General features: G+C 37.7%; 22 protein-coding genes. 7 read left to right on the forward strand and 15 right to left on the reverse strand.

Features of this window, described 5'->3' with window-relative positions; all coding sequences use genetic code 11:
• Positions 1-345 precede the first annotated feature (345 nt).
• From ACN6MX_RS17345 to ACN6MX_RS17375, 7 genes are all read right to left on the reverse strand, one after another.
• Positions 346-1,908 (reverse strand): DEAD/DEAH box helicase, encoded by a 1,563-nt coding sequence (locus tag ACN6MX_RS17345; protein WP_419960060.1) that lies wholly within the window; start codon positions 1,906-1,908, stop codon positions 346-348.
• Between the two features lie 338 nt (positions 1,909-2,246).
• Positions 2,247-2,960, reverse strand: coding sequence for an alpha/beta hydrolase (locus ACN6MX_RS17350; RefSeq protein ID WP_419960061.1), 714 nt, complete (start codon positions 2,958-2,960; stop codon positions 2,247-2,249).
• Between the two features lie 19 nt (positions 2,961-2,979).
• A complete protein-coding gene (locus ACN6MX_RS17355) occupies positions 2,980-4,350 on the reverse strand; it encodes a UDP-N-acetylmuramoyl-tripeptide--D-alanyl-D-alanine ligase (protein ID WP_419960062.1) in 1,371 nt (456 codons plus the stop codon).
• 4 nt (positions 4,351-4,354) lie between these two features.
• The gene (locus ACN6MX_RS17360) at positions 4,355-5,437 is read right to left on the reverse strand and encodes a D-alanine--D-alanine ligase (RefSeq protein WP_419960063.1); all 1,083 of its coding nucleotides are present in this window, start codon (positions 5,435-5,437) and stop codon (positions 4,355-4,357) included.
• Between the two features lie 66 nt (positions 5,438-5,503).
• Positions 5,504-5,818, reverse strand: a complete 315-nt coding sequence (locus ACN6MX_RS17365) for a DMT family transporter (protein WP_419960064.1) — start codon at positions 5,816-5,818, stop codon at positions 5,504-5,506.
• Positions 5,818-6,153 carry a quaternary ammonium compound efflux SMR transporter SugE gene (gene sugE / locus ACN6MX_RS17370; RefSeq protein ID WP_419960065.1) on the reverse strand — a complete coding sequence of 112 codons (336 nt, stop codon included), beginning with the start codon at positions 6,151-6,153 and terminating at the stop codon, positions 5,818-5,820. The genes ACN6MX_RS17365 and sugE overlap by 1 nt, the downstream gene beginning before the upstream one ends.
• A 61-nt stretch (positions 6,154-6,214) precedes the next feature.
• Positions 6,215-6,958, reverse strand: a complete 744-nt coding sequence (locus tag ACN6MX_RS17375; protein ID WP_419960066.1) for a hypothetical protein — start codon at positions 6,956-6,958, stop codon at positions 6,215-6,217.
• Between the two features lie 154 nt (positions 6,959-7,112).
• On the opposite strand from ACN6MX_RS17375, the gene ACN6MX_RS17380 reads away from it, so the two are divergent.
• Positions 7,113-8,294 carry an FtsW/RodA/SpoVE family cell cycle protein gene (locus ACN6MX_RS17380; RefSeq protein WP_419960067.1) on the forward strand — a complete coding sequence of 394 codons (1,182 nt, stop codon included), beginning with the start codon at positions 7,113-7,115 and terminating at the stop codon, positions 8,292-8,294.
• 790 nt (positions 8,295-9,084) lie between these two features.
• On the opposite strand, the gene ACN6MX_RS17385 is transcribed toward ACN6MX_RS17380, so the two are convergent.
• A complete protein-coding gene (locus tag ACN6MX_RS17385) occupies positions 9,085-9,222 on the reverse strand; it encodes an Lmo0850 family protein (RefSeq protein ID WP_175454036.1) in 138 nt (45 codons plus the stop codon).
• 174 nt (positions 9,223-9,396) lie between these two features.
• On the opposite strand from ACN6MX_RS17385, the gene ACN6MX_RS17390 reads away from it, so the two are divergent.
• Complete coding sequence (locus ACN6MX_RS17390; RefSeq protein WP_419960068.1) at positions 9,397-9,810, forward strand: CBS domain-containing protein; 414 nt, start codon at positions 9,397-9,399, stop codon at positions 9,808-9,810.
• Positions 9,811-9,982: 172 nt separating this feature from the next.
• Entirely contained in the window at positions 9,983-11,146 is a 1,164-nt protein-coding gene (locus tag ACN6MX_RS17395; RefSeq protein ID WP_419960069.1) for an MFS transporter, read from the forward strand.
• Between the two features lie 222 nt (positions 11,147-11,368).
• Here the strand turns inward: ACN6MX_RS17395 and ACN6MX_RS17400 are convergent, their stop codons facing one another.
• Complete coding sequence (locus ACN6MX_RS17400) at positions 11,369-12,664, reverse strand: MFS transporter (protein ID WP_419960070.1); 1,296 nt, start codon at positions 12,662-12,664, stop codon at positions 11,369-11,371.
• 127 nt (positions 12,665-12,791) lie between these two features.
• Between ACN6MX_RS17400 and ACN6MX_RS17405 the strand changes: the two genes are divergently transcribed.
• Genes ACN6MX_RS17405 through ACN6MX_RS17415 form a run of 3 tightly spaced genes read left to right on the forward strand, consistent with a single transcriptional unit; the run spans position 12,792 to position 15,485 of the window.
• Positions 12,792-14,045 (forward strand): helix-turn-helix domain-containing protein, encoded by a 1,254-nt coding sequence (locus ACN6MX_RS17405; protein ID WP_419960071.1) that lies wholly within the window; start codon positions 12,792-12,794, stop codon positions 14,043-14,045.
• Positions 14,035-14,925, forward strand: a complete 891-nt coding sequence (locus ACN6MX_RS17410; RefSeq protein ID WP_419960072.1) for a hypothetical protein — start codon at positions 14,035-14,037, stop codon at positions 14,923-14,925. The genes ACN6MX_RS17405 and ACN6MX_RS17410 overlap by 11 nt, the downstream gene beginning before the upstream one ends.
• A complete protein-coding gene (locus ACN6MX_RS17415; RefSeq protein WP_419960073.1) occupies positions 14,922-15,485 on the forward strand; it encodes a hypothetical protein in 564 nt (187 codons plus the stop codon). Before ACN6MX_RS17410 ends, ACN6MX_RS17415 begins: the two co-directional genes overlap by 4 nt.
• A gap of 69 nt (positions 15,486-15,554) precedes the next feature.
• On the opposite strand, the gene ACN6MX_RS17420 is transcribed toward ACN6MX_RS17415, so the two are convergent.
• From ACN6MX_RS17420 to ACN6MX_RS17440, 5 genes are all read right to left on the reverse strand, one after another.
• A complete protein-coding gene (locus ACN6MX_RS17420; protein ID WP_419960074.1) occupies positions 15,555-17,120 on the reverse strand; it encodes a GNAT family N-acetyltransferase in 1,566 nt (521 codons plus the stop codon).
• A gap of 15 nt (positions 17,121-17,135) precedes the next feature.
• Positions 17,136-18,245 carry an ABC transporter permease gene (locus ACN6MX_RS17425; RefSeq protein WP_419960075.1) on the reverse strand — a complete coding sequence of 370 codons (1,110 nt, stop codon included), beginning with the start codon at positions 18,243-18,245 and terminating at the stop codon, positions 17,136-17,138.
• Complete coding sequence (locus ACN6MX_RS17430; protein ID WP_419960076.1) at positions 18,242-19,516, reverse strand: ABC transporter permease; 1,275 nt, start codon at positions 19,514-19,516, stop codon at positions 18,242-18,244. Before ACN6MX_RS17430 ends, ACN6MX_RS17425 begins: the two co-directional genes overlap by 4 nt.
• Before the next feature lie 17 nt (positions 19,517-19,533).
• A complete protein-coding gene (locus ACN6MX_RS17435; RefSeq protein ID WP_419960077.1) occupies positions 19,534-20,463 on the reverse strand; it encodes an ABC transporter ATP-binding protein in 930 nt (309 codons plus the stop codon).
• Between the two features lie 869 nt (positions 20,464-21,332).
• Positions 21,333-22,727 (reverse strand): L-cystine transporter, encoded by a 1,395-nt coding sequence (locus ACN6MX_RS17440; protein WP_419960078.1) that lies wholly within the window; start codon positions 22,725-22,727, stop codon positions 21,333-21,335.
• A 173-nt stretch (positions 22,728-22,900) separates the two neighbouring features.
• Between ACN6MX_RS17440 and cls the strand changes: the two genes are divergently transcribed.
• A complete protein-coding gene (gene cls / locus ACN6MX_RS17445) occupies positions 22,901-24,355 on the forward strand; it encodes a cardiolipin synthase (protein WP_419960079.1) in 1,455 nt (484 codons plus the stop codon).
• A 342-nt stretch (positions 24,356-24,697) separates the two neighbouring features.
• On the opposite strand, the gene ACN6MX_RS17450 is transcribed toward cls, so the two are convergent.
• A complete protein-coding gene (locus tag ACN6MX_RS17450; protein WP_419960080.1) occupies positions 24,698-25,543 on the reverse strand; it encodes a M15 family metallopeptidase in 846 nt (281 codons plus the stop codon).
• Between the last annotated feature and the right edge of the window lie 36 nt (positions 25,544-25,579).

The following is a 25,579-nucleotide window of genomic DNA, read 5'->3' on the forward strand; positions in this document are numbered from 1 at the left end:
TGGTTGTGACGGAGTCACAACCAATATCACTTTTCTTCGGTAATCTTATGGCGTTCGCCTGTCCGTCGCCCTCCTACAACTTCTAGAAACAGGCAAGTGCATTTTTGGATAACTAGAGAAAAGCTACTTTCCTATTCATAGAATAAGCTCTCGAAGATGCAATTTCGTTCGCTATTTTGCCTCTTTATTTATGCAAACTTACTATTTCTTTGTACATCCACTGCCTATTCATCAAAGTACAATGAATACTAATTTTATAGCACAAAACTTTATACTTTCTTTGATTCCAAAAGAAAAAAGATGAGCCTACACCGAAGTGTAAGTTCATCCTTTAAAATATTATTATTAGTTTTCGCTACGTGGTGAGCGAGTTCTTGTGCTACGTTGTGTTGAGCCGTCACGTGGACCACTGCTACGACGTGCGCTTGAACTTGGGCGTGAACCGCCACCTGAACGAGGTCCGCGATCGCTGCTTCCGCCACGACCACCTGATGAACTACGTCCACCGCCGCTGCTACGGTTACCTTTATAACCACCGCCGCCACTGCGTCCGCCTCCACTGCGTCCGCCGCCACGTTCTCCACGAGCAGGTAGTGGACGTTCTTCAGAAAGAGAAATCGGAGTATCATCCGGCTCTTTTGTCAGTGTTTTTAAAGCTGCAGCTATTACATCTACTGCTTCAAATTTTTCAAGCATTTCTTGTGCTAATGGACGATAATCGCCTAAATCATTTTTGTTTACAATTTCAGATAAAGATTCTACTGCTACACGTTTAAGTCCAACTAGTGCCTCATCTGAGCTTGGAGGGATTAAAGCTTCCATACGTTTTTTCGTTGTATTTTCAACGATGCGTAAGTAACCCATTTCTCTAGGTGTTACGAATGTAGTAGCGATACCACTTTTACCAGCACGACCTGTACGACCGATACGGTGAACATAGCTCTCAGGATCTTGTGGAACATCAAAGTTATATACATGCGTTACGCCAGAGATATCTAATCCACGTGCCGCTACATCAGTTGCGACAAGGATATCAATTTTACCTGATTTGAATTGTTTTAATACAGACATACGTTTTGCTTGGCTTAAATCACCATGAATTCCTTCTGCAAGGTAACCACGAATGCTTAGAGCTTGTGCTAATTCGTCAACTCTACGTTTTGTACGACCAAAGATAATCGCAAGTTCTGGTTGATGAACATTTAATATTCTAGAAAGAACATCAAATTTCTCACGCTCAGTAGCTTTTACGTAGAACTGTTCAATATTTTCAACAGTCATTTCTTTAGACTTAATCTTTACTTCAACTGGATCTTTCATGAAGCGTTCTGCAATTTTACGAATTGGTCCTGGCATTGTAGCTGAGAACAATAATGTTTGACGCTCAGGAGGTACGCTTTCTAAAATTGTGTTGATATCTTCAATGAATCCCATGTTAAGCATTTCATCTGCTTCGTCTAAGATAAGCGTTTGAACTTGGTCAAGTTTTAACGTACGACGGTTGATATGGTCAAGAATACGACCAGGTGTCCCTACAATAACTTGTGGTTTGTTTTTAAGTGCACGGATTTGACGGCTAATTTCTTGTCCACCGTATACTGATAATAGACGAACCTTTTTATCATATCCTAATTTGTAAAGCTCTTCCGAAACTTGGATTGCAAGTTCACGTGTTGGAGCGATGATTAATGCTTGGATATTCGGGTTTTTAATATCGATTTTTTCAATCATTGGGATACCAAATGCAGCAGTTTTACCTGTACCAGTCTGTGCTTGACCGATAACGTCGCGTCCACCCATAGCATGTGTAATAGTACCTTCTTGGATTGGTGTTGCTTCTTCAAACCCCATACGTTGTACGGATTTTAATGTAGAAGCGCTAATATTTAATTCTGAAAAATTTGTCAAAATTTTAATCTCCTTTTTGTTCTGTTTTGACAAATGGTTACATTTTCAGATGAAATTGCGGCAAATTCGAGCCTATACGAGGAACGTTTCCGTTACTTAAAATTCTCTGTGGTTTTAGATCAGAGGGGTCTTATATAAAGGGAAAGCCCGGTCTTTTGCCGAGCGGTCTGTTAATGAGTGATTATGCAATACTACTTCAACAAACCGTTATGTTCAAAAAAAAGTACTCTTCAATAAACGCTGAAGAGTCTTCACACAAAATGTATCCATTGCTCTAAACGTAGTATATCATGCAACAAACTCAGTTGCAATGAATAAGCAACTGTTATAATTGTTAGTTAATTGTTTGTAGGCTCTTCCTCCTCTTCTTTTAAAAATAAGAGTGCAGTGCTAAACCAATCTTCGCAGTCCTCACTATAGCAAATATGGTGTTTCCCTAATTCCGAATAGACGATTTCCTTTTTCAAAGAACCAATTTCATCATATATAAACTGGGCAGTTGCATAAGGTACAATGCCATCTTTTTTGCCTTGAACTATATAGACTGGTACTGTAATTTGACCATAATAAGGCTGAACTATACGCACTAATCGTATAAATTCTAACGTCGCAGGAATTGGAGTTCCTTTTACTTTATAACTATATTGCTTATATAAAGAGTTTTCCTCAAGCTTACCGACAACTGCTTCTTTTGCTATATCCTTTATATCTTGTAAAAGCTGGGCTGGATATATATATTTCGCAGCAGCACTCAATAATACAAGTTTGTGTATTGGATAACGATTCGCTAAGTACATCGCAATAATTCCACCCATTGAAAATCCCACAAGAATTACACGGTCAACTTCATTTTGCAGTTGTCTAAGGGATTGTTCTGCAGTCATCATCCACGATTCTGCCGTTGCATTTCTTAACTCCAACGTTTCGCCATGACCAGGTAACGTAGGAACAACAATTTTCCAGTCTGTATGTGCTTGCAAATAGTCAACAAATGGTTGAATCTCATATGATCCACCTGTAAAACCATGAATACCCAATACTCCTGTTTTCATTGTCCCTACTCCCTTCATCTTAGTTTTGAAACGGCTCAATAACTCTTTCTAACTTCATTCCCCTTGAGCCCTTCACTAAAACAATTGACCGGTTGTTTATATTATTTGCTAAAAAGGTGACGAGTTTTTTAGCATCGTCGTTGACCCAAATAAGTTGTTCAGCTGTAAATTGTTCAACTAGCTTTTTATACAGCCACTCCATACGAGGGCCATATAAACAAACTCCGGCAAAGATCTTGTTTGAAATTGATTCGCTCATCTCTTCATGATATTGCTGCTCGTTGTCTCCAAGCTCGAGCATATCACCTAGCACAAGCCACTTTTCTGATTTAATAGATGACTTTTCAATGAAGGAAATTGCCGCACGCATGGAAGTCGGAGCCGCATTATAGGCATCATTGATGAAAATCGCACCATTATTTCCTTCGATAACCTGCATCCGCATATCAGTCAAAACTATTTCTTTTAACGATTCACGCATCTGCTCTGCAGTCAATCCAACTTCTTTTCCGATTAACAGTGCAGCAAGTGTATTTTTTACTTGATGCTCACCTAATACAGGGATCGACATTACCTCGTTTAACTCACCCTCTACACGGAAGGTACTTCCTTGCTCGGTAAAATTTACTTCTGCAATACGCAAATCATTTTGTTCCTGAACACCAAATGATTTAGTTTTTATATCAGGTGCTTTCTCCACAAAAGGGCGAAGCAATGGTTCGTCCCCATCATAGAATAATTGACCATCAGCTTCTAATCCTGCAATAATTTCAAATTTCGCTTTTGTAATGCCTTCACGAGAGCCAAGATCCTGCATATGTGCTTCTCCAATATTGGTAATGACCACGTATTTTGGCTTAGCTAAATTGGATAAAAACTCGATTTCTCCAAATGAGCTCATACCCATTTCAAGCACGGCAAACTCAGTATCTTCTTCCAAGGACAAAATTGTTAAAGGTAGACCTAGCTCATTATTAAAGTTACCCTCTGTCTTTTTCACGCGGAAATAAGGTGACAGCATACCAGCTACTAAATCTTTTGTTGATGTTTTACCATTAGATCCAGTAATTCCGATAAACACTGACTGCACTTCAGCACGATATGCCTTTGCCATTTGTTGAAGTGCCTCTTCTCCACTTTCCACAAATAAAAGCGGAACGTCCTCTGGCGGATTCGGTTCATCCTTCAACCAAAGAGATGCCACTGCTCCTTTGGCAAAAGCATCCCGAACAAATCGATGTCCATTTACTTGTTCTCCCCGAAACGGAATAAACAAATCGCCTGGTTGAATTGTTCTTGTATTTATGGAAACTCCCGTAACGACAAGATTATCATCTATTTTCTGTTGTATGTTTAACCATTCTGCTATATGTGATAATGTTCTTTTCACTTGATCACTTCCCGTCCTTCGAGTGTTCAAGCTGTTGCTTTTCTTCGTGGCGCTCGATCGCCAAGCGGATAAGTTCTTCTATTAGATTCGAATAAGAAAGGCCTGATTCCATCCAAAGCTTTGGATACATACTAATTGGTGTAAAACCTGGCATTGTATTTACTTCATTGATGATAACTTCATCTTGATCCGTTACAAAAAAGTCTGCCCGAACAAGACCCGAACAATCCAATACTTTAAACGCTCGAATAGCAGAATCCTCTAACTTCTCTTGAAGTTCACTAGAAATTTTAGCAGGGATTGCGTAATTCGTCGTGCCGTCCTCATATTTTGCTTCGTAGTCATAGAAATCCTTCGTAGGTAGTACTTCTCCCGCTACGGAGCATCTTGGATCATCATTTCCAAGAACACTCATTTCAATTTCGCGCGCAAAAATCCCTTGCTCTACAATAATTTTACGGTCATATTTAAAGGCATATTCCACCGCTTTGATAAGCTCTTCTCTATTTGTAACTCTACTAATCCCTACACTGGAACCAAGATTGGCCGGCTTTACAAACAAAGGCCATTTTAAGCTTTCTTCCATTTTTTGAAGTAAAGCATCCTGATTCTTTTTCCACTCTTTACTTATGGAATAAACATAAGGAACTTGAGATAAGCCAGCCTGTGCAAATAACTGCTTCATCACTACTTTATCCATTCCTGCAGCAGATGCCAATACACCATTACCTACGTATGGTAAGTTCAATACTTCTAACAATCCTTGTACCGTTCCATCTTCTCCATTTGGTCCGTGCAAAAGTGGGAAAATCACATCTAGCCCGGTTGTATCGTCCCCTTGTTTCGGCAGAAAACTAGATATTGTATTTGGTTGTGTTATTTCATTGCCGAATTGTAAAGATTCCAGTGATTCTACTGGTCCAGTTAGCTGCCCTTCTTTTCTCCATTCACCTGTTTTCGTGATAAAAATTGGATACACTTCATATTTATCGAAATTAATCGCTTGTGAAACTGCTCTTGCAGTAAGTAGTGACACTTCATGCTCTGCAGATTTCCCACCGTATAATAAGCCCACTTTAATTTTCATTGGTTAAATTACCTCCATGTTTTGGATACTATTAGTTTATCACGTACAGCCTCAATAGTTGAGTATTTACCCGAACAATTTAAGGCCCACTACTCCCATGATAATGCAGCTTAAAAAGAACAATTTTTTTCTGCTTTTTTTCTCTTGAAATACATACATCCCCAGAAGAACGCTCCCTGCAGCACCGATTCCAGTCCATACAGCATAACCAGTGCCAACCGCTATTTCTTTTAAAGCTAAAGACAATAAGAAAAAACTCAAAGATGCAGAAATCACTGTGAGAATCGTATATTTTATATTTTTGAAGCCATCCGATAACTTCATACAAATGACAAAAGCCACTTCAAATACACCAGCAATTATTAATATAAACCACTCCATTAGCCTGCCTCCTCTTCATCATCATCTACTAATTTTAGACCGATGATTCCAAAAAGCAGGACAAATAAAAAGAAGAGTTTTCCAGGACTTACTTCTTCCCCGAACCAAAAAATCCCTACAATAGCCGTGCCTGCTGCTCCTATGCCTGTGAATATAGCATATGCTGTACCAATCGGAATCGTCTTCATAGCTTTGGCAAACAGGAAAAAACTCACGATTAAAAATATAATCGTTATAATAGAAGGAACAAGCTCCGTAAAGCCATGAGCCTCCTTTAAACCAATTGCCCATATTATTTCTGTCAATCCTGCGATGATCAATAAAATCCAAGCCATCTATTTCACCTCATTACATAATAAACGCCCCTGCCTCTTACTCGTGGCAAAAGCGTTCTATTTATACCTCTATCAAGACATCCACCGGCTTGGCCATATGTAACTTTAAATCCTCTAAAACTTCATCTGGAAAAATATTCTCTGGGAGAATTCGAATTTCGATACCATAACTCGATTTATCCGTTTTGAACAAAGACATTAACACACCATCTTCAAAGAGGTCGTTATGCTCTGTTACCTTTTCTGCAGACAATGTTGGTAATATGATATTGTTCTTTTTACGCCAAAAAGCTGTCGACTTAGACTTTTCACTAATTAGCCCTGTAAAGACATTTGCTACTAAATGAGTGAAATCCTCCATGTCTCGGAAATAAATTTTTGTAATTTTCTCTCCTTCGTCCGATAAATAGACAAATCTATTTTGTAGGTGATGATAAAACGGTGATCGAAAAGCTTCTTTTTTATGTGCTATGTATAGTAACTCCGCTTGTTCTTGAGGAGAGAGCATATTCAGTTTTCGCTCATCTTCAAAATCCATGAAGCACAATTCAAATGGTCCTTCAGCAAAATCCTTTATAAAATGGTTGTATTGCTCTGGAACTATAAATTCAAGCTGAGTATGCATATTAAAAGAAGCATCATCATAACTATGTTTTAGTAACAAAAGAGCGGACAAGTCAGAGAAATTCCTTATAAACTGTTGAACCGTAATCCCGCTAAACAGAGCAAAATGCTCTACCTCATTTACGTGGACATATAAATGAGTTAAATACTCATCCATATCTCTCACTTCTTTTTTTGCCACTAAAATCACTCCTTTATCTGTTCATAATAATAGCATGATTTATACAAGGAAACATCTTTATTCCCTCTCACGTCTCTATTAAACCATCAAGCAAAAAACATTAATATACGTTATAATAATGGAATGAAATTTGAAAGAAACATAGGTGACTTAAATGGAGAACAAAAAAGGCTTTGCCGATCGTTTCGATTGGACACTTGCTTTTATTATATTATTATTTCTAATCATTAGTTTGTTTGCTATTTCATCAGCGCAAACGACTGGACAATACGGTATTAACTTTATACCTAAACAGCTTGTTTGGTATATTATTGGTTCTATTATTATTGGATTTGTCATGTTTTTTGAGCCAGAACAATATAAAAAGTTGTCTTGGTATATTTATGGTATTGGAGTATTTTTACTGATTGTACTTTTCCTACTTCCAGATAGTTTAGGTCTAGTAAAACCCATGAATGGTGCAAAGAGTTGGTTTCACTTACCTATAGGTGATATTCAGCCAGCTGAGTTTATGAAAACTTTTTATATACTGGGACTTGCCCGATTAATAACCATGCATCACGAGAAAAATCTTATTAAAACAGTAAAAACCGATTTAATCTTGCTAGGTAAAATGGGGGTAACATTAATTGTTCCTCTAGCATTTATCATGACACAACCCGACTTAGGTACTTCATTGGTGTTCCTAGCAATTACTGTAGCCCTTATTATAGTTGCTGGAATTACGTGGAAAATAATACTTCCAATCTTTTTAGGCGGTGTAGGAATTGGTGGTCTACTATTATGGATGGCCGTCTATATGCAGGACTTTTTAGCTGACAATTTTGGATTTAACCCGTACCAATTCGCACGTATATATTCTTGGTTAGATCCCTATTCTTATGCAAATGATGAAGGAATGCATTTAATCACTTCTCTAAATGCAATTGGCTCTGGTGAGATTTTCGGTAAAGGTTATGGAGAACGTATTGTATATGTCCCAGAAAATCACACGGACTTTATATTCGCTGTTATTGGGGAAGAATACGGTTTCGTAGGAGCAAGTATTGTTGTTAGTTTGTACTTCTTACTTATTTTTCATTTGACGAAAATTACACTTCAGTTAAAGGATGCTTATAGCACATATGTATGTGCAGGTATTATTGCAATGATTACATTCCATGTATTTGAAAATATTGGCATGACGATTCAGTTATTGCCTATTACAGGTATACCTCTGCCGTTTATAAGTTATGGTGGTAGTTCGCTCATGGGGAATATGTTAGCCATTGGTTTAGTGTTTAGTATGAAGTTTCATCATCGAACTTATATGTTTGCGAAAAACGAAGACGATTGATTAGTTAAAGCGTGTGGAGAAAGGGATTTACGCCCAGTCTCTGCAGGCTTTTTTTTACCAGGCAAAAATACGCCCAGTCCTTTAGATCAAAACCTGTTGCTATCGTTTCCGAAGTGCTTTGGACAGACGTTTTGCTATAGGATTACCGTTTGATTTTTAAAAAGGCTGGTCGTGACTGCGTCACGACCAGCCTTTTTTTCTTGGTAATCTTATGGCGTTTGCCTGTCCGTCGCCCTTCTACAACTATTAGAAACAGGTTAGAGCGTTTTTGGATAACTAGAGAACAGATACTTCTCTATTCATAGAGGGAGCTCACGAAGATACAATTTCGTGAGCTATTTCGCTTCTTATTCGATACATACTAACTATTTTTCTTTATTTCCACTAGTAAAAGAAAATTAGCTGCCTCCCTCTATCAACGAATAATAGTATTTCTACTTCATCAGCGATTACCAATCATTTTATCCCTACATTAACTTGGGCTAATCTTATGATATAAGCGATATGCTCTGCCAAATCTTATCGCGGAGTACTACTCACCTAATTGATTGGAGTACAAGGTGGCGACTCCGGCGAGAATAGCGTTAGATGAAGACCCCGCAGCGAAGCGAGGAGGCTGAGGCAACGCCCGCGGAAAGCGTCCACCTGAAACGGAAATCAGCAGAATTATTCATTCTTTTAAGTTCCATAAACCCAGTATTCATGGGACTTTTTTTATCTTTCTTAATCTTTTAAAAAAAGAAGGTGACTCTAACTTCATTTCAAAACGAAGTGTCAAGTCACCTTCTTTTTAGTTTTGTACATGAGGACTTTGTGCTGGTGGTGCTAAAGCTTTAAGTAGGTCAAGTCTAGATTTCGTCATTGTAACAGTAACACCAAGCTTTGAAAGATTACTTACAATTTTCTTCAAATCAACTTCCTTTGCCATTGAATCCACCTCGTCCTTCTATTTATTAATTACGATTTTCTTTCAAAAAAGTTTCTTTTTTTAAACTAATTTCTTTATTTTATTATACCACTTTTTACCTAAGTTAAATCTTTCAATTTTGTTACATATATTATGGACTTGTAAACCATGCTATTCCCTAAAGGAGTGAATGGTTTGAATATCAAAGATGTCATGAGTAAAGAAGTAGTAACTTGCAATCCACAGGACTATGTAAGTGAAGTAGCAGAACAAATGCGAACACTTGACATTGGCTGTTTACCCGTGGTTAGTAACAAAAAACTAGTTGGAATGATTACGGATCGAGATATCGTGACAAGATCAGTTGCCAAGGATATGAAAAGTAAAGTGGAGGATGTCATGACCAAGTCTGTAATCTCCGTCTCCCCAGAAGATTCCACATCCGATGCTTCTATTGTTATGGCGCGCAATCAAGTTCGACGACTTCCCGTATTGGACGATGGTAAGCTCGTAGGCTTTGTTTCCTTAGCGGATTTAGCTTTTCCTTTCCCACATGTCCAAGAAATCTCTAATGCTATGGAAAGTATATCCGAACCACGGCAATTCTAAACATACGAGCTATCCTAAATTAGGATGGCTTTTTATTATTTTCCGCCGTATTTTTCAATGGCATTTAGCCCGGTTTCTGTTGTCTTTATATGCTATCCGATTACAGCGTGTCAAACAGGAGAGAAACATGTAATATAGAGTGTAGAAGATTTGCAGAAAGCAGGTTTTATACATGAATAAAATAATATTTATATTAATGTCTATCCAATTTTTGGTTTATCTTGGCTTTGGAATTATCATTCCTGTATTGCCAGAGGTTATTTTAGAGCAAAATTATAATGAAATTCACGTTGGTGGTCTATTGACGGTCTACTCTTTAGCTTCCTTCTTCACTGCTCCATTATGGGGAATGTTATCCGATCGCATTGGACGGAAAACGCTTATTTTAGTAGGTTTAGTGGGCTTCAGTTTAAGTTTCTGGTTATTTTCTTTATTTTTTGATTCGCTCTTTATGCTTTACCTATCTCGTGTAGTTGGCGGGTTATTTTCTGGTGCTTTATACACAGCGGTTACTGGATTTGCTGCTGATTTATCAAATGAAGAGAATCGTAATAAATATATGGGATTCCTCGGCATGTCGATTGGTTTAGGGTTTATTTTTGGTCCAGCAATCGGCGGAGTATTAGGGCATATAGACTTGGCACTTCCGTTTACAGCTTCTGCGATTTTATTGCTCGTTATTTTTGTATATGCTTTAATTATTTTAAAGGAACCAGAACGTACGGGTGAAGCGAATAAACGCGCACTTCTTCCGAAAGGTGCTGCAAGTCTTTGGAGCTACCGCATTAAATATTTGTTCTTATTTTCGTTCATGGTGACGTTTTTACTAGCAGGTCTTGAGGCTACGTTCCAGTTATTCCAAATAGAAAGAATCGAAATTACCCCGCTTCAAATCGGCTATCTATTTATGTTCAGTGGATTTGTCGATGCAGCAATTCAAGGTGGTGTCGTGCGCCGGATTAAAAATGGCACGGAAACAAAGTGGCTATTATATGCGCAAATTGTTACAGCGGTTGGATTATTCATGACCGTCTTCACTCAAAGTATTTTCTGGGCAGGACTGTCCCTATGTGTGTTCACCGCAGGAAATGCGTTAGCGCGAACTACAATTGTTTCGCTAACTACGAAAGAATCTGGCGGACGCTATGGTACAGCTGCCGGGATGTCCTACTCTATGGATAATCTAGGTCGCATTATCGGTCCATTATTATTCGCTTGGCTGTTTACAATGCAACCTGACAATATTTATATGCTATCTGGGGTACTTGCAGTTCTTTCTATCGGCTTAATCTTCGCGTATCGAAAGTCAACGAAGTCATTGAAGAATGTTGCGTAGGATTGCGCTTTTTAATAGGGAACAGGTGAAAGAAAACGAATTGTTTTCCTTCACCTGTTTTTTTATGGATTAGCTCTCTCGTATTGTAGTTGATGTCTCTCGGATAGAGTTCATTCGCTCTTGTATAGCTGGTGAACCCTCTCGTATAAGCGTGGAACTCTCTCGCACAAGGGCTATTCATTCTCGTATAGGATAATCTCTCTCTCGCAACACAAAACCTGATTAACTTTCCGTTTTCAAATACTCTACCTTTTTCTGCCCGAGCTCTGGATGTGCGGCCCTAACTACAGAAGGTCTTGCCAAGAATAGAGTTACTAATATCAACAAAATACTTGAGACAATTAAAATACTTTCTGCTGGGAAGACATCATATAGAAATCCAAACAATACCATTCCAAGCGGCATAAGAGCCATTGCGCAAGTTTCTATTATCGAAAATACGCGTCCCTTATAATCATCCTCTATCATTTTCTGCATCATTACCTGTATTGGAGTATTCGTTACAATCATTGATGCTCCGAAGAAGAACATTAGTACAATATAAAATACAACTATCACTGTATATGTCATATTGAGTAACAATGGCAATGAAACAGCTCCCATGATAACTCCCAGGACAACAATACCCCATTTAGATACTAAAAATGGAAATTTCAATTCTTTACGTGTTGAAAAATAAATGGACAATAGTAGCATTCCAATAGCAAATGCCCCTTCCGTAAAGCCAAAGTGTTGCGAATTAATCTTCAGTTTTTCAATCAAGATGAAGGAGTAACCTACCTGATAGGCGCCAAACAAAAAGTTGATAAATAGGGAGATCACTATCATCGTTTTCAAAATCGGTTGTTGCATTAAATAATGAAATCCTGCTTTCATACTCTCTATCATTGGTTCCTTAGGTTCCCCTTCAACAACTTCTTTTCGTTTAGCAAATAGTTTAAAGTCCATCGTAGATTCCAAAATAACTGCTATAACAGAAGCCACCATATACATAATTAAAAATACATGCATAGGCACTGCCCCATACAGAAGTCCTCCTACCGCCGGGCTTCCAATTGCCGCAAACGAAATAGACATTTGGTTAAGTGACATCGCTTTTTGAATCCGTCCCTCATCCACTAATCCTGTAATAGACGAACTAAATGTCACACCTGAAAATAATGACGTTAACGATAAAATCACAGTCGTACTATAAATTGCTACTAAAGATAAACCCGCCGTCAAACTCACAATAAGTAATCCACCAATGGCAATTGTCGTAGCAATCTGGGATACAATAACGATCATTTTTCGAGAATATTTATCTGCAGCATATCCTGCAAACGGAGCAACCAATGTCCTCGGTAAAATACTACAAATCAGATTTAGTGCAAAACTGGATGCAGACCCAGTCAACTGTAAAATATAAAAACTAATTGCAAATGCATACACCTGTGCCCCAAAAGTGGAAACCAACTTACTAACCGTAAACGTCCACAAATGATATGTGGCTTTTTTAAGCTTTAATGCTTCATCCATCTTTCCTACCCCTTTGTTTTAAGAATTATCTAAAAGTTTAATTTGATTAAACAAATAATACCATAATTATCCTTTCAATTCAACAAAAAGTTTAATATAATTAAACTATTATAAAGAGGTGAAGAAATTGTCCACATTAGGAGATCGTATTAGGAAAATAAGAAAACAACAGAATATGACACTTGAAGCATTAGCCGGCACAGAGTTAACAAAGGGCATGCTCAGTTTAATAGAAAATAACAAAGCAAACCCTTCTATGGAAAGTTTAAATTATATTGCATCACAGCTTGATGTTGAAGTAACTGATTTACTAGAAGAAATAAGCGGACAAGAGTTGCGAGAAGTACTAGATCAAGCAGAATTACTGTTAAATACAAAGTATGATGACCTTACAGATGAGCGTAAACAAGTGATGAGTTTAATAGAACCCTATATCTCAAAACTAACAGGGGGATATGAGGCAACGCGCTTACTCGACATATACGGAAGATGCTTAGCCTCTTCTGCTCCAGATGAATCAGTTACTCTATTGAAAAAGGTTGCAACAATGTATGAAGACCTACACTTGATATCCAAAAGTGCTGATATAGGTAGAAATCTTGCCATAATTCCATTTATGAATCACCAATATCAAAAAGCGTTAGATATTCTGTTAGCAGAAAGAAAAAAACTGGAAGCAAACCCTCTATGGATTGATCCATTGTCGCGCATGGACTATGACTATTTAGAAGCGGTACTTTACTTTGCAGTAGGTAAGAATGCAAAGGCAATTCAAGTGATGAATGATGCTATTTCCTATTCCAATGAACATAAAATATTTAAACAAATAGATAATCTATTTAGGTTGGCTGCTGCACATGCAATGATGGAAGAGGATGTAGGAAAAAAAGATTATTACTTGAAAAAGCTTAAAGCTTATAGCGAATTTGCCGATGACGAGGATTCTACAGTTTTTATCCATTATGCTAATATTCATTACTTAAACACGTTTAAGAAAAGGTACGAAGAGGCAGACGCTTTATACCATAAGTTTTCCATTGATCAGATAAATTTAAAATTATTCACTCCGTACTTCCTGCTTGAAAGAGGCAAAACATTATTTGGTTTAGGAAGATTAAAAGAAGCATTAGAGAAATTCGATGAGGTGAAAATCCCTGACGTCATCCACCATCCAATCGATTTATCTATTTTTTATGAAAAGGATGCATACATTGCTTTATACTATCTAGAACTAAACAATGTAGAAAAGGCAATAGCTGCGGTAGAAGTCGCAATGACCAACGTCGAAAAAATGCCAGACACACCATATAAAATATTTATCCAAAACGTATATGAGAAAGTGATGAGCCATTCAGAGGGGGATTCGATTATTGAGGAATAATTGGTTTATAGGAATACTAATTATCATATTAATAAGCTGGATTGTTAATATTATTTACTTTGAACTCCATCAATTAAAAGAGCCTGTCGTATTAGATGCTTACATTGATATTCCAGCCTCCGAAAAAACTAATTTTTCATTATTTTATTTGACTAATAGCAGTGAAGTGGTGGAGTTAGAATCCCTAATTGCCGATGGATATACCTATAGCAATAAACAAAATTTTTTCCCATGGTTTGGAGATGTTACAGCCCAAGCTTACAGACAACAGTTTACCCATCAATATTTAAAAGAAGCAAGTTTTACATTTGATGAGCAATCATTGATGCAAGTGGAAAAAGGGATTCAAGCCAATGAACTATACGCTCGCTTTACAAATGGTCAAGTTGTACCTGTCCAATTAGAGAAACTGAATTTCAACTCTCCACTTGAAGAACCGAACTTCATTACGAGTAAAACTAGCTTCGGAAGCAATCAGGGAATCCAAGGAGAGATTTTTGAAGTAACTGAAACTATTCAGATGGATGCGATTGTACTTCCCGAGTCCATAAAAAACCAAGCTGACCTGAAAGTGCAAATATGGTCAGATACTTCCTCTACTAGATTAGATCCCACTAAAATAGTGAACCAAAACTGGGAAGATATAGCCGCACCACTATATAGCGATATTCAATGGCCTTTAAAACTGGAGAAAGGCGATTCCGTCGTACTGATCTTTCAAGTAAAATATGATTCTTATATAGATATTGTCCATGATTGGTCCGGTATAACGGAATCTGGAAAAGTCCTTACTTATACTTTTTCCCTTCTAATTGAACCTAGTCTTTCCAATCAGGACATTGTGAATATCGTTCAGGATGCAAGGGGTGAACATAGATGAGACAAGGATTCCAACAACTCATTATTGGCTTTTTATTCGTCTTTCTAAAAATTCAAGTTGTTGTAGATATTTTACCGGATTTTATCGGCTATATTTTTATATATAATGGCATTAAGCAAATCGCAACTTTATCGAACCAGTCATATGACAAGCTAAAAATACTTTGTATTGTGTTAACAATTATCTCTGTTCCTAATTTCTTTTTGAACGATCAAATGATTCAGCAGATGGAATTGTTTAAGTATTACCCAAGCTTGTTAAGTTTGGTCAAAATAGTACTTGTTTATTACCTTTTTGGTTTACTGCAGGTTGTTGCTAAAATGCTTCCCACAGAGGAAGCATTTTATAGGACAAATCGGATGTTCTCTTGGTATATGATTGTAACGCTTAGTACATCATTAACCCAATCTTTTTTGATGAACATTTCAATGGATATAAGTATTCCTTTAATGATTATCGTTATGGTTGCTTCTTTCATTATCGAGATTGCATTTCTTGTGTACTTACGTAATATACAAAAAAAATTCTCGAAAGACAGTATGATAGAAAAATTTATATGACAAAAGGGCCGACATCTTTTATCGACCCTTTCTCTAAAAGAAAGTATATAAAAATAATTCGGTGATTCACTAGTTAACCTTATGATATAAGCGATAGTTGTCTAGCCAATCCGTAAACTTCACCCAGGCGTCTTCAAAGTCTGGTTGAATACAGGATATTTGCAGTAAGCCCTTTTCGATTAAATAATCACTCTTATAGTGAAGGTCGAATCCAGACATTCTTGCGTCCTCTGCTAAATATGGATAGTTTTCCTCTGTCCATGTGAAAATCATCGAATAGTGCTTATCCGACAGCAATTCTATACCATGCTTGGACACTTCCTCTTCGATAAATTGCATGCGACTATATAACAAATTGTACCTTACTCCATTTTCATAGGACTTTAACGCAACCTCTAAACTATGTACAAATTGAGAAGGCATTGTAAAAGGTATTACATCATTTACGCTTAATCCCAGATCTAAATACGAAGGAATATTATTACTCGACGTTATTTCTGTGTTAGCGAATACAAATGCTAATCCGCTCATTGTACCAATTGCTTTCCCACTGACACCAGTAGCTAGATACACGCTGTCCATTTTAAATGGAAGCGCCCCAAATGAACTAACACAATCCACACATAGCAACACATTATAACGTTCACATAGTATCGACATCTCTTCCAAGCTATTTAACATGCCGGTAGATGTTTCACCATGTACCATCAAAAGCCAACTATAAGCACCCGTGGCTAGCTTTTCTTCGATTAGCGCTAGATTATAGGAGCTCCCCCATTCAAAAGTAGCAACATCAAAGGATAGCTGCCAACGCTCCGCTTGTTTTTCCAACCGGTCACCAAATGCCCCATTTTTGACTATTAGCCCGTTCTCTCCCAAAACGTGTATCTGCGCTATCATCGCCTCATTTGCAAGCGTACCACTACCTAATAACAAGTGGGCATATGTAGCACCACTCATTGATAACAGGTCCTTCTTCACTCGTTCCAACATGACCTTAAACTCATGCGTTCGATGAGACACAGGTCTAACAGAAAATGCTTGCTGAATTGCTTCAGACTGCTGAACAGGCCCCGGATAAAAAGAATATCTTTTTTGTTTAAATCGAGCGGCGACGGAAAGGTCGAAACGATCTCTAGTTAGTACCATCGGGATAAACTTCGCTTCCTCTGTGCCCACCGGATCTGCAAAGGGTTCAAAGCCAAGCTGATTATACAATTTCTGTTCTCGTACCGTTCCCGATATTACAGCTGCTCCATATCCATTTTCATAAGCGTAATCGGATAAAGCACGTGCTAAGTAATAAAACACTCGTCCGTTTCGATGTGCCTTATCAACAGCCATTAATCGTACTTCACATAGCAGTCCGTTTAATGCATCCTTTGGCAGAAATTCTTCCACTAAGCCAAGCTTTAAATCTAAAGAAAAAGGACGAGCAGCTCGAAATGCCACCATCCCCGCTAACTCCTGATCCTTTAGTACAATGACATATACATTTTCATGATGAAACGCATCGACCCGCATCCCACTAGGATCCGGCTCATGCTGTGGTATCTCCTCCACAAACGTCTCATAATTTAGTCGTGCGATAGCTTCAAATTCTTTTTCCGTTCGTGCAATTTTACACCAGTACATCCGCGTCTCCCCCATCTATTCACTGGAATGATAGCGTTCCGTTCTTTTTTCCAACAAAGTAATCCCTACCACTAAAAGTAATATTGCAATACCAACCATCATACTTACATACGTCCAAACACTGCTTAAAGTTCCCTCGTAAACCGTTACTCGTTTCATAGACTCCATTGCATAATAAATAGGAGAAACCCATTTCATCGCAAGTAGTCCCTCGGATTGAACTATTTCCAGAGGCCAATACGCCCCACCAATCATTGCAAAAGCCACCGCTACAAGGGAAATGATAACACTACTCTGACTTACTGTTTTCACTAAAGAGATTACAAAAACAGAGAATGCCATTACAAGTAATACATAGACAGCTGCAATGATTACTACTTTCCAAAAACCACCGTACATATTGGTCCCTAACACATACCGGAAAACAAACAGGACTAACAGCACTTGGAGAAGCCCAATAATATAACTAAAAGACAGATGCCCAAAGTACAATTGGAATCTACTAATTGATGCGAGCTTTAAACGATTCCATACACCTGAGCGCTTATCATCTAATATAAATTGAACATTAATAGAAACCGTATAAAAAACAAAAAATAACATAAAACCAAACAAGCTTTGAAGAGCGTTGTCGTAACGAAATACCTCTGTCTCATCCATTGCCTCTGTTTGAATGAGGAATGCTGGGCTTTCTTGCAAGCTAACTTCTAACTCTGCCCATGCATTCTCCCCGCCTGTCTGAATTACTTGTTGCTTAAAACCAATATCACTATAAGCCGATTCTACTATTAGAGATAGATTTCTCACACTATCTGAATCCGAGGCAGAAAAAATGGTATAGGATGCTTCGTTCAGCGCAATACCTATCATTCGAACATCTTCTTTTGCTTGTTGTTGTAGCTCTTCATCCGTAATTTCCCGAAGTGAGTACCCATCCTTTTCCTTGAGCTTTTCTAGTACGGCTTGACTCAGTTCTGAGTCATCCACTGCCACTGATATACTCAGCTTGCCATTACTAGAGCCACCTACCACATATGCCATCACTAAGGTCATTACTGTCATCATGATTAAAACGATAGGCTTACGTATTAAATTTTGAAATCTAGCAATCCATATTCCCGTCATTCTGCCACACCTCTTCTCGGAAAGAAAACAATGGAAAGTAATACACAAATAACGACAAGTATATATAGAGCCAACATAAAGGACCAAATAACCGATAGATCCTGACCTTTTTGTATAGATAGGATAGCAGACATCGTGGCACCATTAGGTGTAAAATCTCCAATTTTCCCAAGCATTTCAGAAATATCTCGAATGTTAAAGAAAGATCCACCTAGGAAAGAAAATACCGTAATGAATAACCCGTTGAAAACATTCGCAATACCTTCTGTTTTTGTTCGAAACTGTAGAGTTGTAAATAAAGATGATAATGCACCAACAAATACACTATAGCTAACTATAATAACAGTCATTCCTTCTAATCCAATCCATTCTATTCCTAATACAAACATACCAAATAAGAGCATAATCGCTTGTTGGATAAAGGCCACAAGTGCTCCTGTAAAGAAAATCGAAAGCGTATAAAATATAGGTGAGACTCCAGCGAGCAAAATACGATCATATACTTTCCACTGTACCTCCTGTAGTGAAAAGCCTGCTAGAAAAGCAGGAATATATAAGGCGAACATCACTAACATCCCAACGGTGTAATAAATCGATGCAGGAATCTTCCTCTCATTTGTCTCTAAAACCTGCTCTATTTTCTCCACACTACTGACATTAGTCATTATCTCCTGAGGTGATAAACCTACCGCTAAAAGTGCCGCTGATTGCGTATATCCACTTTGCCAATCCCCTAGAACCGATTCTATTATAGATGCACGAATGTCATTATCTTGATTTAAGTATAAAGGTAGCTCTGCAATGTCAGCATTGTTAAAGTACGCTGATTTAATATAATTCAATCGAAAGTTAGAAGGAATATTAAGTATCCCATCTATGTTTTCTTCCTGCCTTGCAGCTTTTAAATCTACTTTCTGTTTATAGTCTGTTGCAATATACTTTCTCATTTCATTAGAAGCCAAAATGGTGCTATTCAATAATTCGATTGGATCGTTATTTTTTAACTGATTGAGCAAAGCATCCAAGTGTGGGCCTGTTACTCCTTCTTGTTCTAGGAAGAGCTTGATTGCTTTTTCCTCTTGAGCCCATGATGAATCATCTACTATGAGTAAATTTGCTTGAATAGCCGCTTCTTCACCGCCATCCATTATACTTCCTAATGCATTAGAAAGTATGGTTATTAAAACAAGTGGCATGACTAACAAAATAATTAACGGTTGCTTATTTCGAATAAGCATTTTCATTTGCTTTGCAATTAAACTAAACAGCATGACTCAGGTCTCCCCTCTTAATCTCTCAGTGCTTTTCCAGTCAAATGCAAAAACACATCTTCCAGAGATGGCACTTTGACAATCGCAGAGGTAATCACTACATTATTCGCAGCAGCAATCGCAAAAATAGTAGCTAGTGGCTCTTCATTCTTGGACATCGAAATCGTTAGTATCTCTTCTACTATTCGAAGGGTTGCTTTTGGGAACTGTTCTCCCAAGACCTTTTCAAAATTCGCTGTGAGTAAATTCGCTTTCAATTCAATTGTTTGGTTGTCAGAGACGAGTGCTTTAAGCTCTTCTTTTGTACCATGTGCAATTATTTTTCCTTGATCCATAATGTAAATTTTGTCACACAGCATTTCTACTTCTTCCATGTAGTGACTGGTATATAAAAGCGTCATTCCCTGTTCAACAAACTGTTTTACTGTTTCTAGAATATAGGTCCTCGATTGAGGATCTATCCCGACAGTCGGTTCATCCATGATTAACATAGAAGGTTTGTGCAGAAGAGCTGCCCCAATATTTAGACGTCTTTTCATCCCTCCTGAAAAGGTTTTAACTATATCCTTTTGTCTATCCAGCAATCCGATCTTTTCTAGAACTTCAGTTATTCTTGTGTCTAAAAGATCCCCCTTTAGTCCATAAATCCTACCGAAAAAGGCCAAATTCTCTCTTGCAGAAAGCTCTGGATATAAAGCAATTTCTTGAGGAACTACACCCAATGTTTTACGCAATGGCTCTGGATTTTTTGCAATGGACTCTTCATTCCATAAAATATCTCCGCTTGTCGGTGCAATTAAGGAAGATAACATAGAAATAGTCGTCGATTTCCCTGCACCATTTGGTCCTAATAGTCCAACTGATTCCCCTGCCAATAGTTCAATATTGATCGCTCTAACAACTTCCTTTGTTTTAAATTTTTTAGAAAGGTTTATCGCTTGAAGCATTCTCCCATCTCCTTACAGCCTAGTTAAATCGATTATAGCAAACTACTACACCAGTTTATGTAAAAATATTTTAAATATTTCGCATTTATACGGATTAATGACTGTATCCAAGAGCTTATTTCTAAACATAAATAAAACCGTACAATAATACTCCCGGTCCTTTAAGGTCAAAACCTGTTTCTAGCGTTTTTAGTAGGCTTTGGACAGACTTGTTACTATATTATTACCGATGAAACTTTTAAGAATGCTGGTTGGTTGTGACGTCCGTCACAACCAACCAGCATTCCTTTTTCGGTAATCTTATGGCGTTTGCCTGTCCGTCGCCCTCTTACAACTCTCAGAAACAGACAAGTGCGTTTTTAGATAACTAGAGAAAAGATACTAACTATTCCAAAAGGAAGCTCTCGAAGATGCAATTTCGTTCGCTATTTCACTTCTTTATTTAGTAAATACTTACTATTTCTCTTTATTTCCACTAGTATAATAAAATCTACTAATTTCATCCGTCATTACAAAATAGTATCCTAATTCAACAGACTGTATATCACTATATTAACTTTGACTACTATTATAATCTAAGCGATAGGCTATGCTATATCTTATATTTGAGCACTACTCACCTAATTGATTGGAGTGAAAGGTGGCGACTCCAGCGGGATGAGTGAGACGGATGAGACATCACATCGACGCGTAAGCGACGGTGATGGCTCATCGCTCACCCCCGCGGAACGCGTCCACCTGTAACGGAAATCAGCTGTAATATTCATTCTATAAAATCTCAAGAACCCTATGTTCACGCTACATTTTTATATACTACCCTATAGAAAAGCCACCCTTTATTTAAGAAAGGATGGCTTTTCTAATTTATATTATGCTTCGTCTGTTGCGATTTTGTTTAAAGGTGTATTGTATAGGTCTTTATCTAGTTCACCAGTGATTTTCGCAGTTGCGACACCAGCTGTCATTGATCCACTCACATTTACCGCTGTACGTCCCATATCGATTAACGGTTCAACAGATACAAGAAGACCTGCTAGTGCAACCGGTAAATTTAATGCGGACAGAACGAGAATCGCAGCAAATGTTGCACCGCCTCCAACTCCTGCTACACCAAACGAACTAATTGCCACTACTGCAACTACCGTTAAAATGAACATTGGATCTAACGGATTGATACCTACTGATGGAGCTATCATAAATGCCAGCATCGCTGGATAAATTCCTGCACAACCATTTTGACCAATGGATAACCCAAAAGAACCAGAGAAGTTGGCAATTCCTTCTGACACACCCATTTTAGTAGTTTGTGCATTAATATTAATCGGAAGCGTACCAGCACTTGAACGTGAAGTAAACGCAAAGATTAATGGTTCTGCTGCTTTTTTAACATACGTAACTGGATTTAATCCAGAAAGTGTAATGATCAATAAATGAATTGCGAACATTACTGCTAATGCTACATAAGAAGCAAGCACGAACTTACCTAAATTGAAAATAGCACCAAAATCAGATGTTGCAACTGTTCTTGCGATAATTGCTAGGATTCCGTACGGAGTCAAACGAAGTACCAGTGTTACTACTCGCATAATTAATTTGTAAACTGCATCGATACCTGTTTTAATAATTACTGCTGTTTCTTTCTCTTTACGCGCTATTCCCAAATAAGCGAATCCTAAGAATGCTGCAAAGATAACTACACCAATTGTTGATGTTGGACGTGCTCCCGTGAAATCTAAAAATGGATTTGCAGGTATTAAATCAATTATTTGATCTGGAAGTGATTTATCAGCGACTTCTGCTGAGCGACCTTCATAATATTCTGCGCGTGCAGTTTCCGCATCTCCTTGAACGATTTGATCTGCATTCAAATCGAATATTGCCGCGGAGCTAATACCAATAACTGCCGCAATAGCAGTAGTTCCGATTAAGAAACTTAAAATAATTGCTGCCATTTTACCGAAGTTTTTACCAATCGTGATTTTTGTAAACGCCCCTAAAATAGAGATGAATACTAAAGGCATAACGATCATTTGTAATAATTTCACGTAACCAGTACCAATTAAGTTATACCAAGGTACTGTTTCTGCCAATACTTCCGAATCTACCCCGTAGGCAAGATTCAATACTAACCCTAGTACAATACCTAATCCTAGAGCTGTAAATACACGCTTCGAAAAAGAAACATGTTTTTTTTGCATTATGATTAATACCCCTACTAATAGCAGTAAAGCTACTATGTTAAGAATAACAAATAATAAATTCATATAAATACCCTCCATCTCTTATGCTCATCATATAATAATACTTTTATCCCTATTGGTCAAGTAGGGATTACTTTCTAATTATTATATGCATTCCCTACTTTCTTTAAGACAAATCAGCTATACTAGAAATAAATAAAAAAGTGAATGAATAGACAGGCATCGGGGGTGAAAATTTGGTAGCAAGCTTTTATGGTTTTATCGTTTCTGGCATTCTTATTTTAAATATTTCTTTGGCAATTGCTCTAATATTTTTGGAACGTCGAGATGCCTCCTCTACTTGGGCGTGGATACTTGTTCTTTTCTTTATACCCATATTAGGATTTGGCATTTATTTATTGTTTGGAAGAAAGCTACGAAAAAAAACATTATTCCGTTGGGAAGGAAAAAACAAGATTGGTATCGATAAGCTCATTGAGTTTCAAATGGAAGCCATTGAAGATGACTCATTCGATTTCCGCCTAGATGATGCAATGCACTATAAAGAGTTAATCGTCATGCATTTACATAATAACCAAGCCGTCTTAACACAGGACAATAAAGTGGAAATTTTCATTGATGGACGAGAAAAGTTTGATGCACTTCTACACGATATTGGACAAGCAAAGGATCATATCCACATTCAATACTATATCTTCCGATTAGATTCCCTAGGGCAGCAAATTTATCAGGCTGTGTTAGCAAAAGCAAAACAAGGGATAAAAATAAGAATCTTATACGATGACACAGGATCACGTTTCTTAAGAAAGAGACAATTTAAAGAATTAATCGCGTTAGGTGGCCGTGTAGAAGCATTCTTCCCTTCTATATTTCCACTAATCAATCCACGCATGAATTATCGGAATCACCGGAAAATCGTTGTAATAGATGGACGAATTGGATATATCGGAGGATTTAATGTTGGTGATGAATATCTTGGTCTAAAAAAGAAATTTGGTTATTGGCGTGATACGCATTTACGTATTGAAGGTAGTTCCGTGCATCCGCTTCAAACTCGATTCATTCTCGATTGGAACCAAGCCTCGGCAGAGCATGATATTGAGTATTCTGATATATTTTTCCCAGCTATTCCGATGAAGGGCTCTGTTGGTTTACAAATTGTTTCTAGTGGACCTGATTCCGAATGGGAGCAAATAAAAAATGGATACCTTAAGTTAATTATGATGGCCAAAAAGTATATTTATATCCAATCTCCCTACTTCATCCCAGATGCTAGCTTCATGGATACATTACGTATCGCATGTCTTTCCGGCATTGATGTAAGAATCATGATTCCAAATAAACCTGATCATATTTTTGTTTACTGGGCAACTTACTCATATGTAGGAGATTTAATAAAAGCGGGAGCTAAAGTATATATTTACCAAAATGGATTTTTGCATACAAAAATGATTGTCATTGATGATGAAGCTTCTACAGTGGGAACGGCAAATATTGATGTGCGAAGTTTTAAATTGAACTTTGAAGTAAATGCATTTATATATGATCGGGAAACTTCTCATCAGTTAGCAGTGATATTTGAAGAGGATATGAAGTTATCTACAGAGATGACGGCAGAGATGTATGAGGAAAGATCGAGAATGATTAAATTCAAAGAGTCATTAGCTCGTCTGATCTCTCCAATACTTTAATAAAACTTCGACTTATAAGATAAACTGGGATAAAAGATGCTAAGTCCTTTAAGTTCAAAACCTGTTTCTATCGTTTTCGAAGTTTTTTGGACAGACGTTTTGCTATATGATTACCGAGTGAATTTTAGTGAGTATAGGTTGTGACGATTGTCACAGCCAATACTCACTTTTTTCGGTAGTCTTTTGGTTGCCTGTCCGTTCTCCTTCTGCAACTAATAGAAACAGGTTAGTGCTTTTTGGATAACTAGACATTAAACAACAGTATTTCTACTTTCACAAACTTTATACTAAAAAGTGGTTTCCATTTCTGGAAACCACTTTTTTATATTCTCACTCTGGCTGTTAAAGATCCAGGAACTCTTCTAATGTTACGTTAGCTTCGTATACTTTAAGTGCTAGCTCTTCTCCAACATAACGGAAGTGCCACGGCTCATACATATAGCCTGTAATTTTTTCTGCCCCGTTTGGATAACGCATGATAAATCCGTACCTATGGGCATTAGCTGCCACCCATTTTCCAGCCTCTGTTTCACCGAAGCTTTCTCGTGCAAAATGTTGCTCAAAATGCTGCTCTCCTATATCAAAAGCAAGTCCGGTTTGATGTTCGGAATAACCCGGACGAGCACTATAACGATCCGCTGCCTCTTGACCATCATTCGTTACATAGCGATCATAAAGCTGTGTTTGATAGTCAAATGATCGATAAGTACTGAATGCTACAAGCTCGTACCCAGACAAAGTAGCCTCCGCTGTCATTTCTTGAAATGCAGCTCTTGCTTCTTTGCTTTCACCTGGTGCATAAGTTGAGGGAAGAGGATACTTTTTACTAGCAATTACTATATCTTCTTTTACTGTCGGTTCCTCAGGCAGTATTTCATGACCAATATAGCCATTTGCCCCAGACATATCTACTTCTTCCACAACAGGCACCTCCTTAACGGGAATTTCCTGTACTGGCTCTTCTACGATAGGTTTCTCTACAATAGATTCTCCCGTTTTGCCTACTTCAACCGTTTGCTTAACCTCAGTCAGATTGCGAAGTTCTTCTATACTCTTATCTATATTCCAATCATTCATCCCAACCCACACTACTATTACTCCGATAAATATTCCTGCAATGGTTCCGGAAACAATATACGGCCACTTTTTCTTCTTTTTTCCTTGTAAATAGTTATATCTTGATTGCATTATTTTGGACTTCCTTCTTTCTTATTACGTTATTTC

It is taken from the genome of Psychrobacillus sp. BM2, from assembly GCF_048572895.1.
Classification (GTDB): domain Bacteria; phylum Bacillota; class Bacilli; order Bacillales_A; family Planococcaceae; genus Psychrobacillus.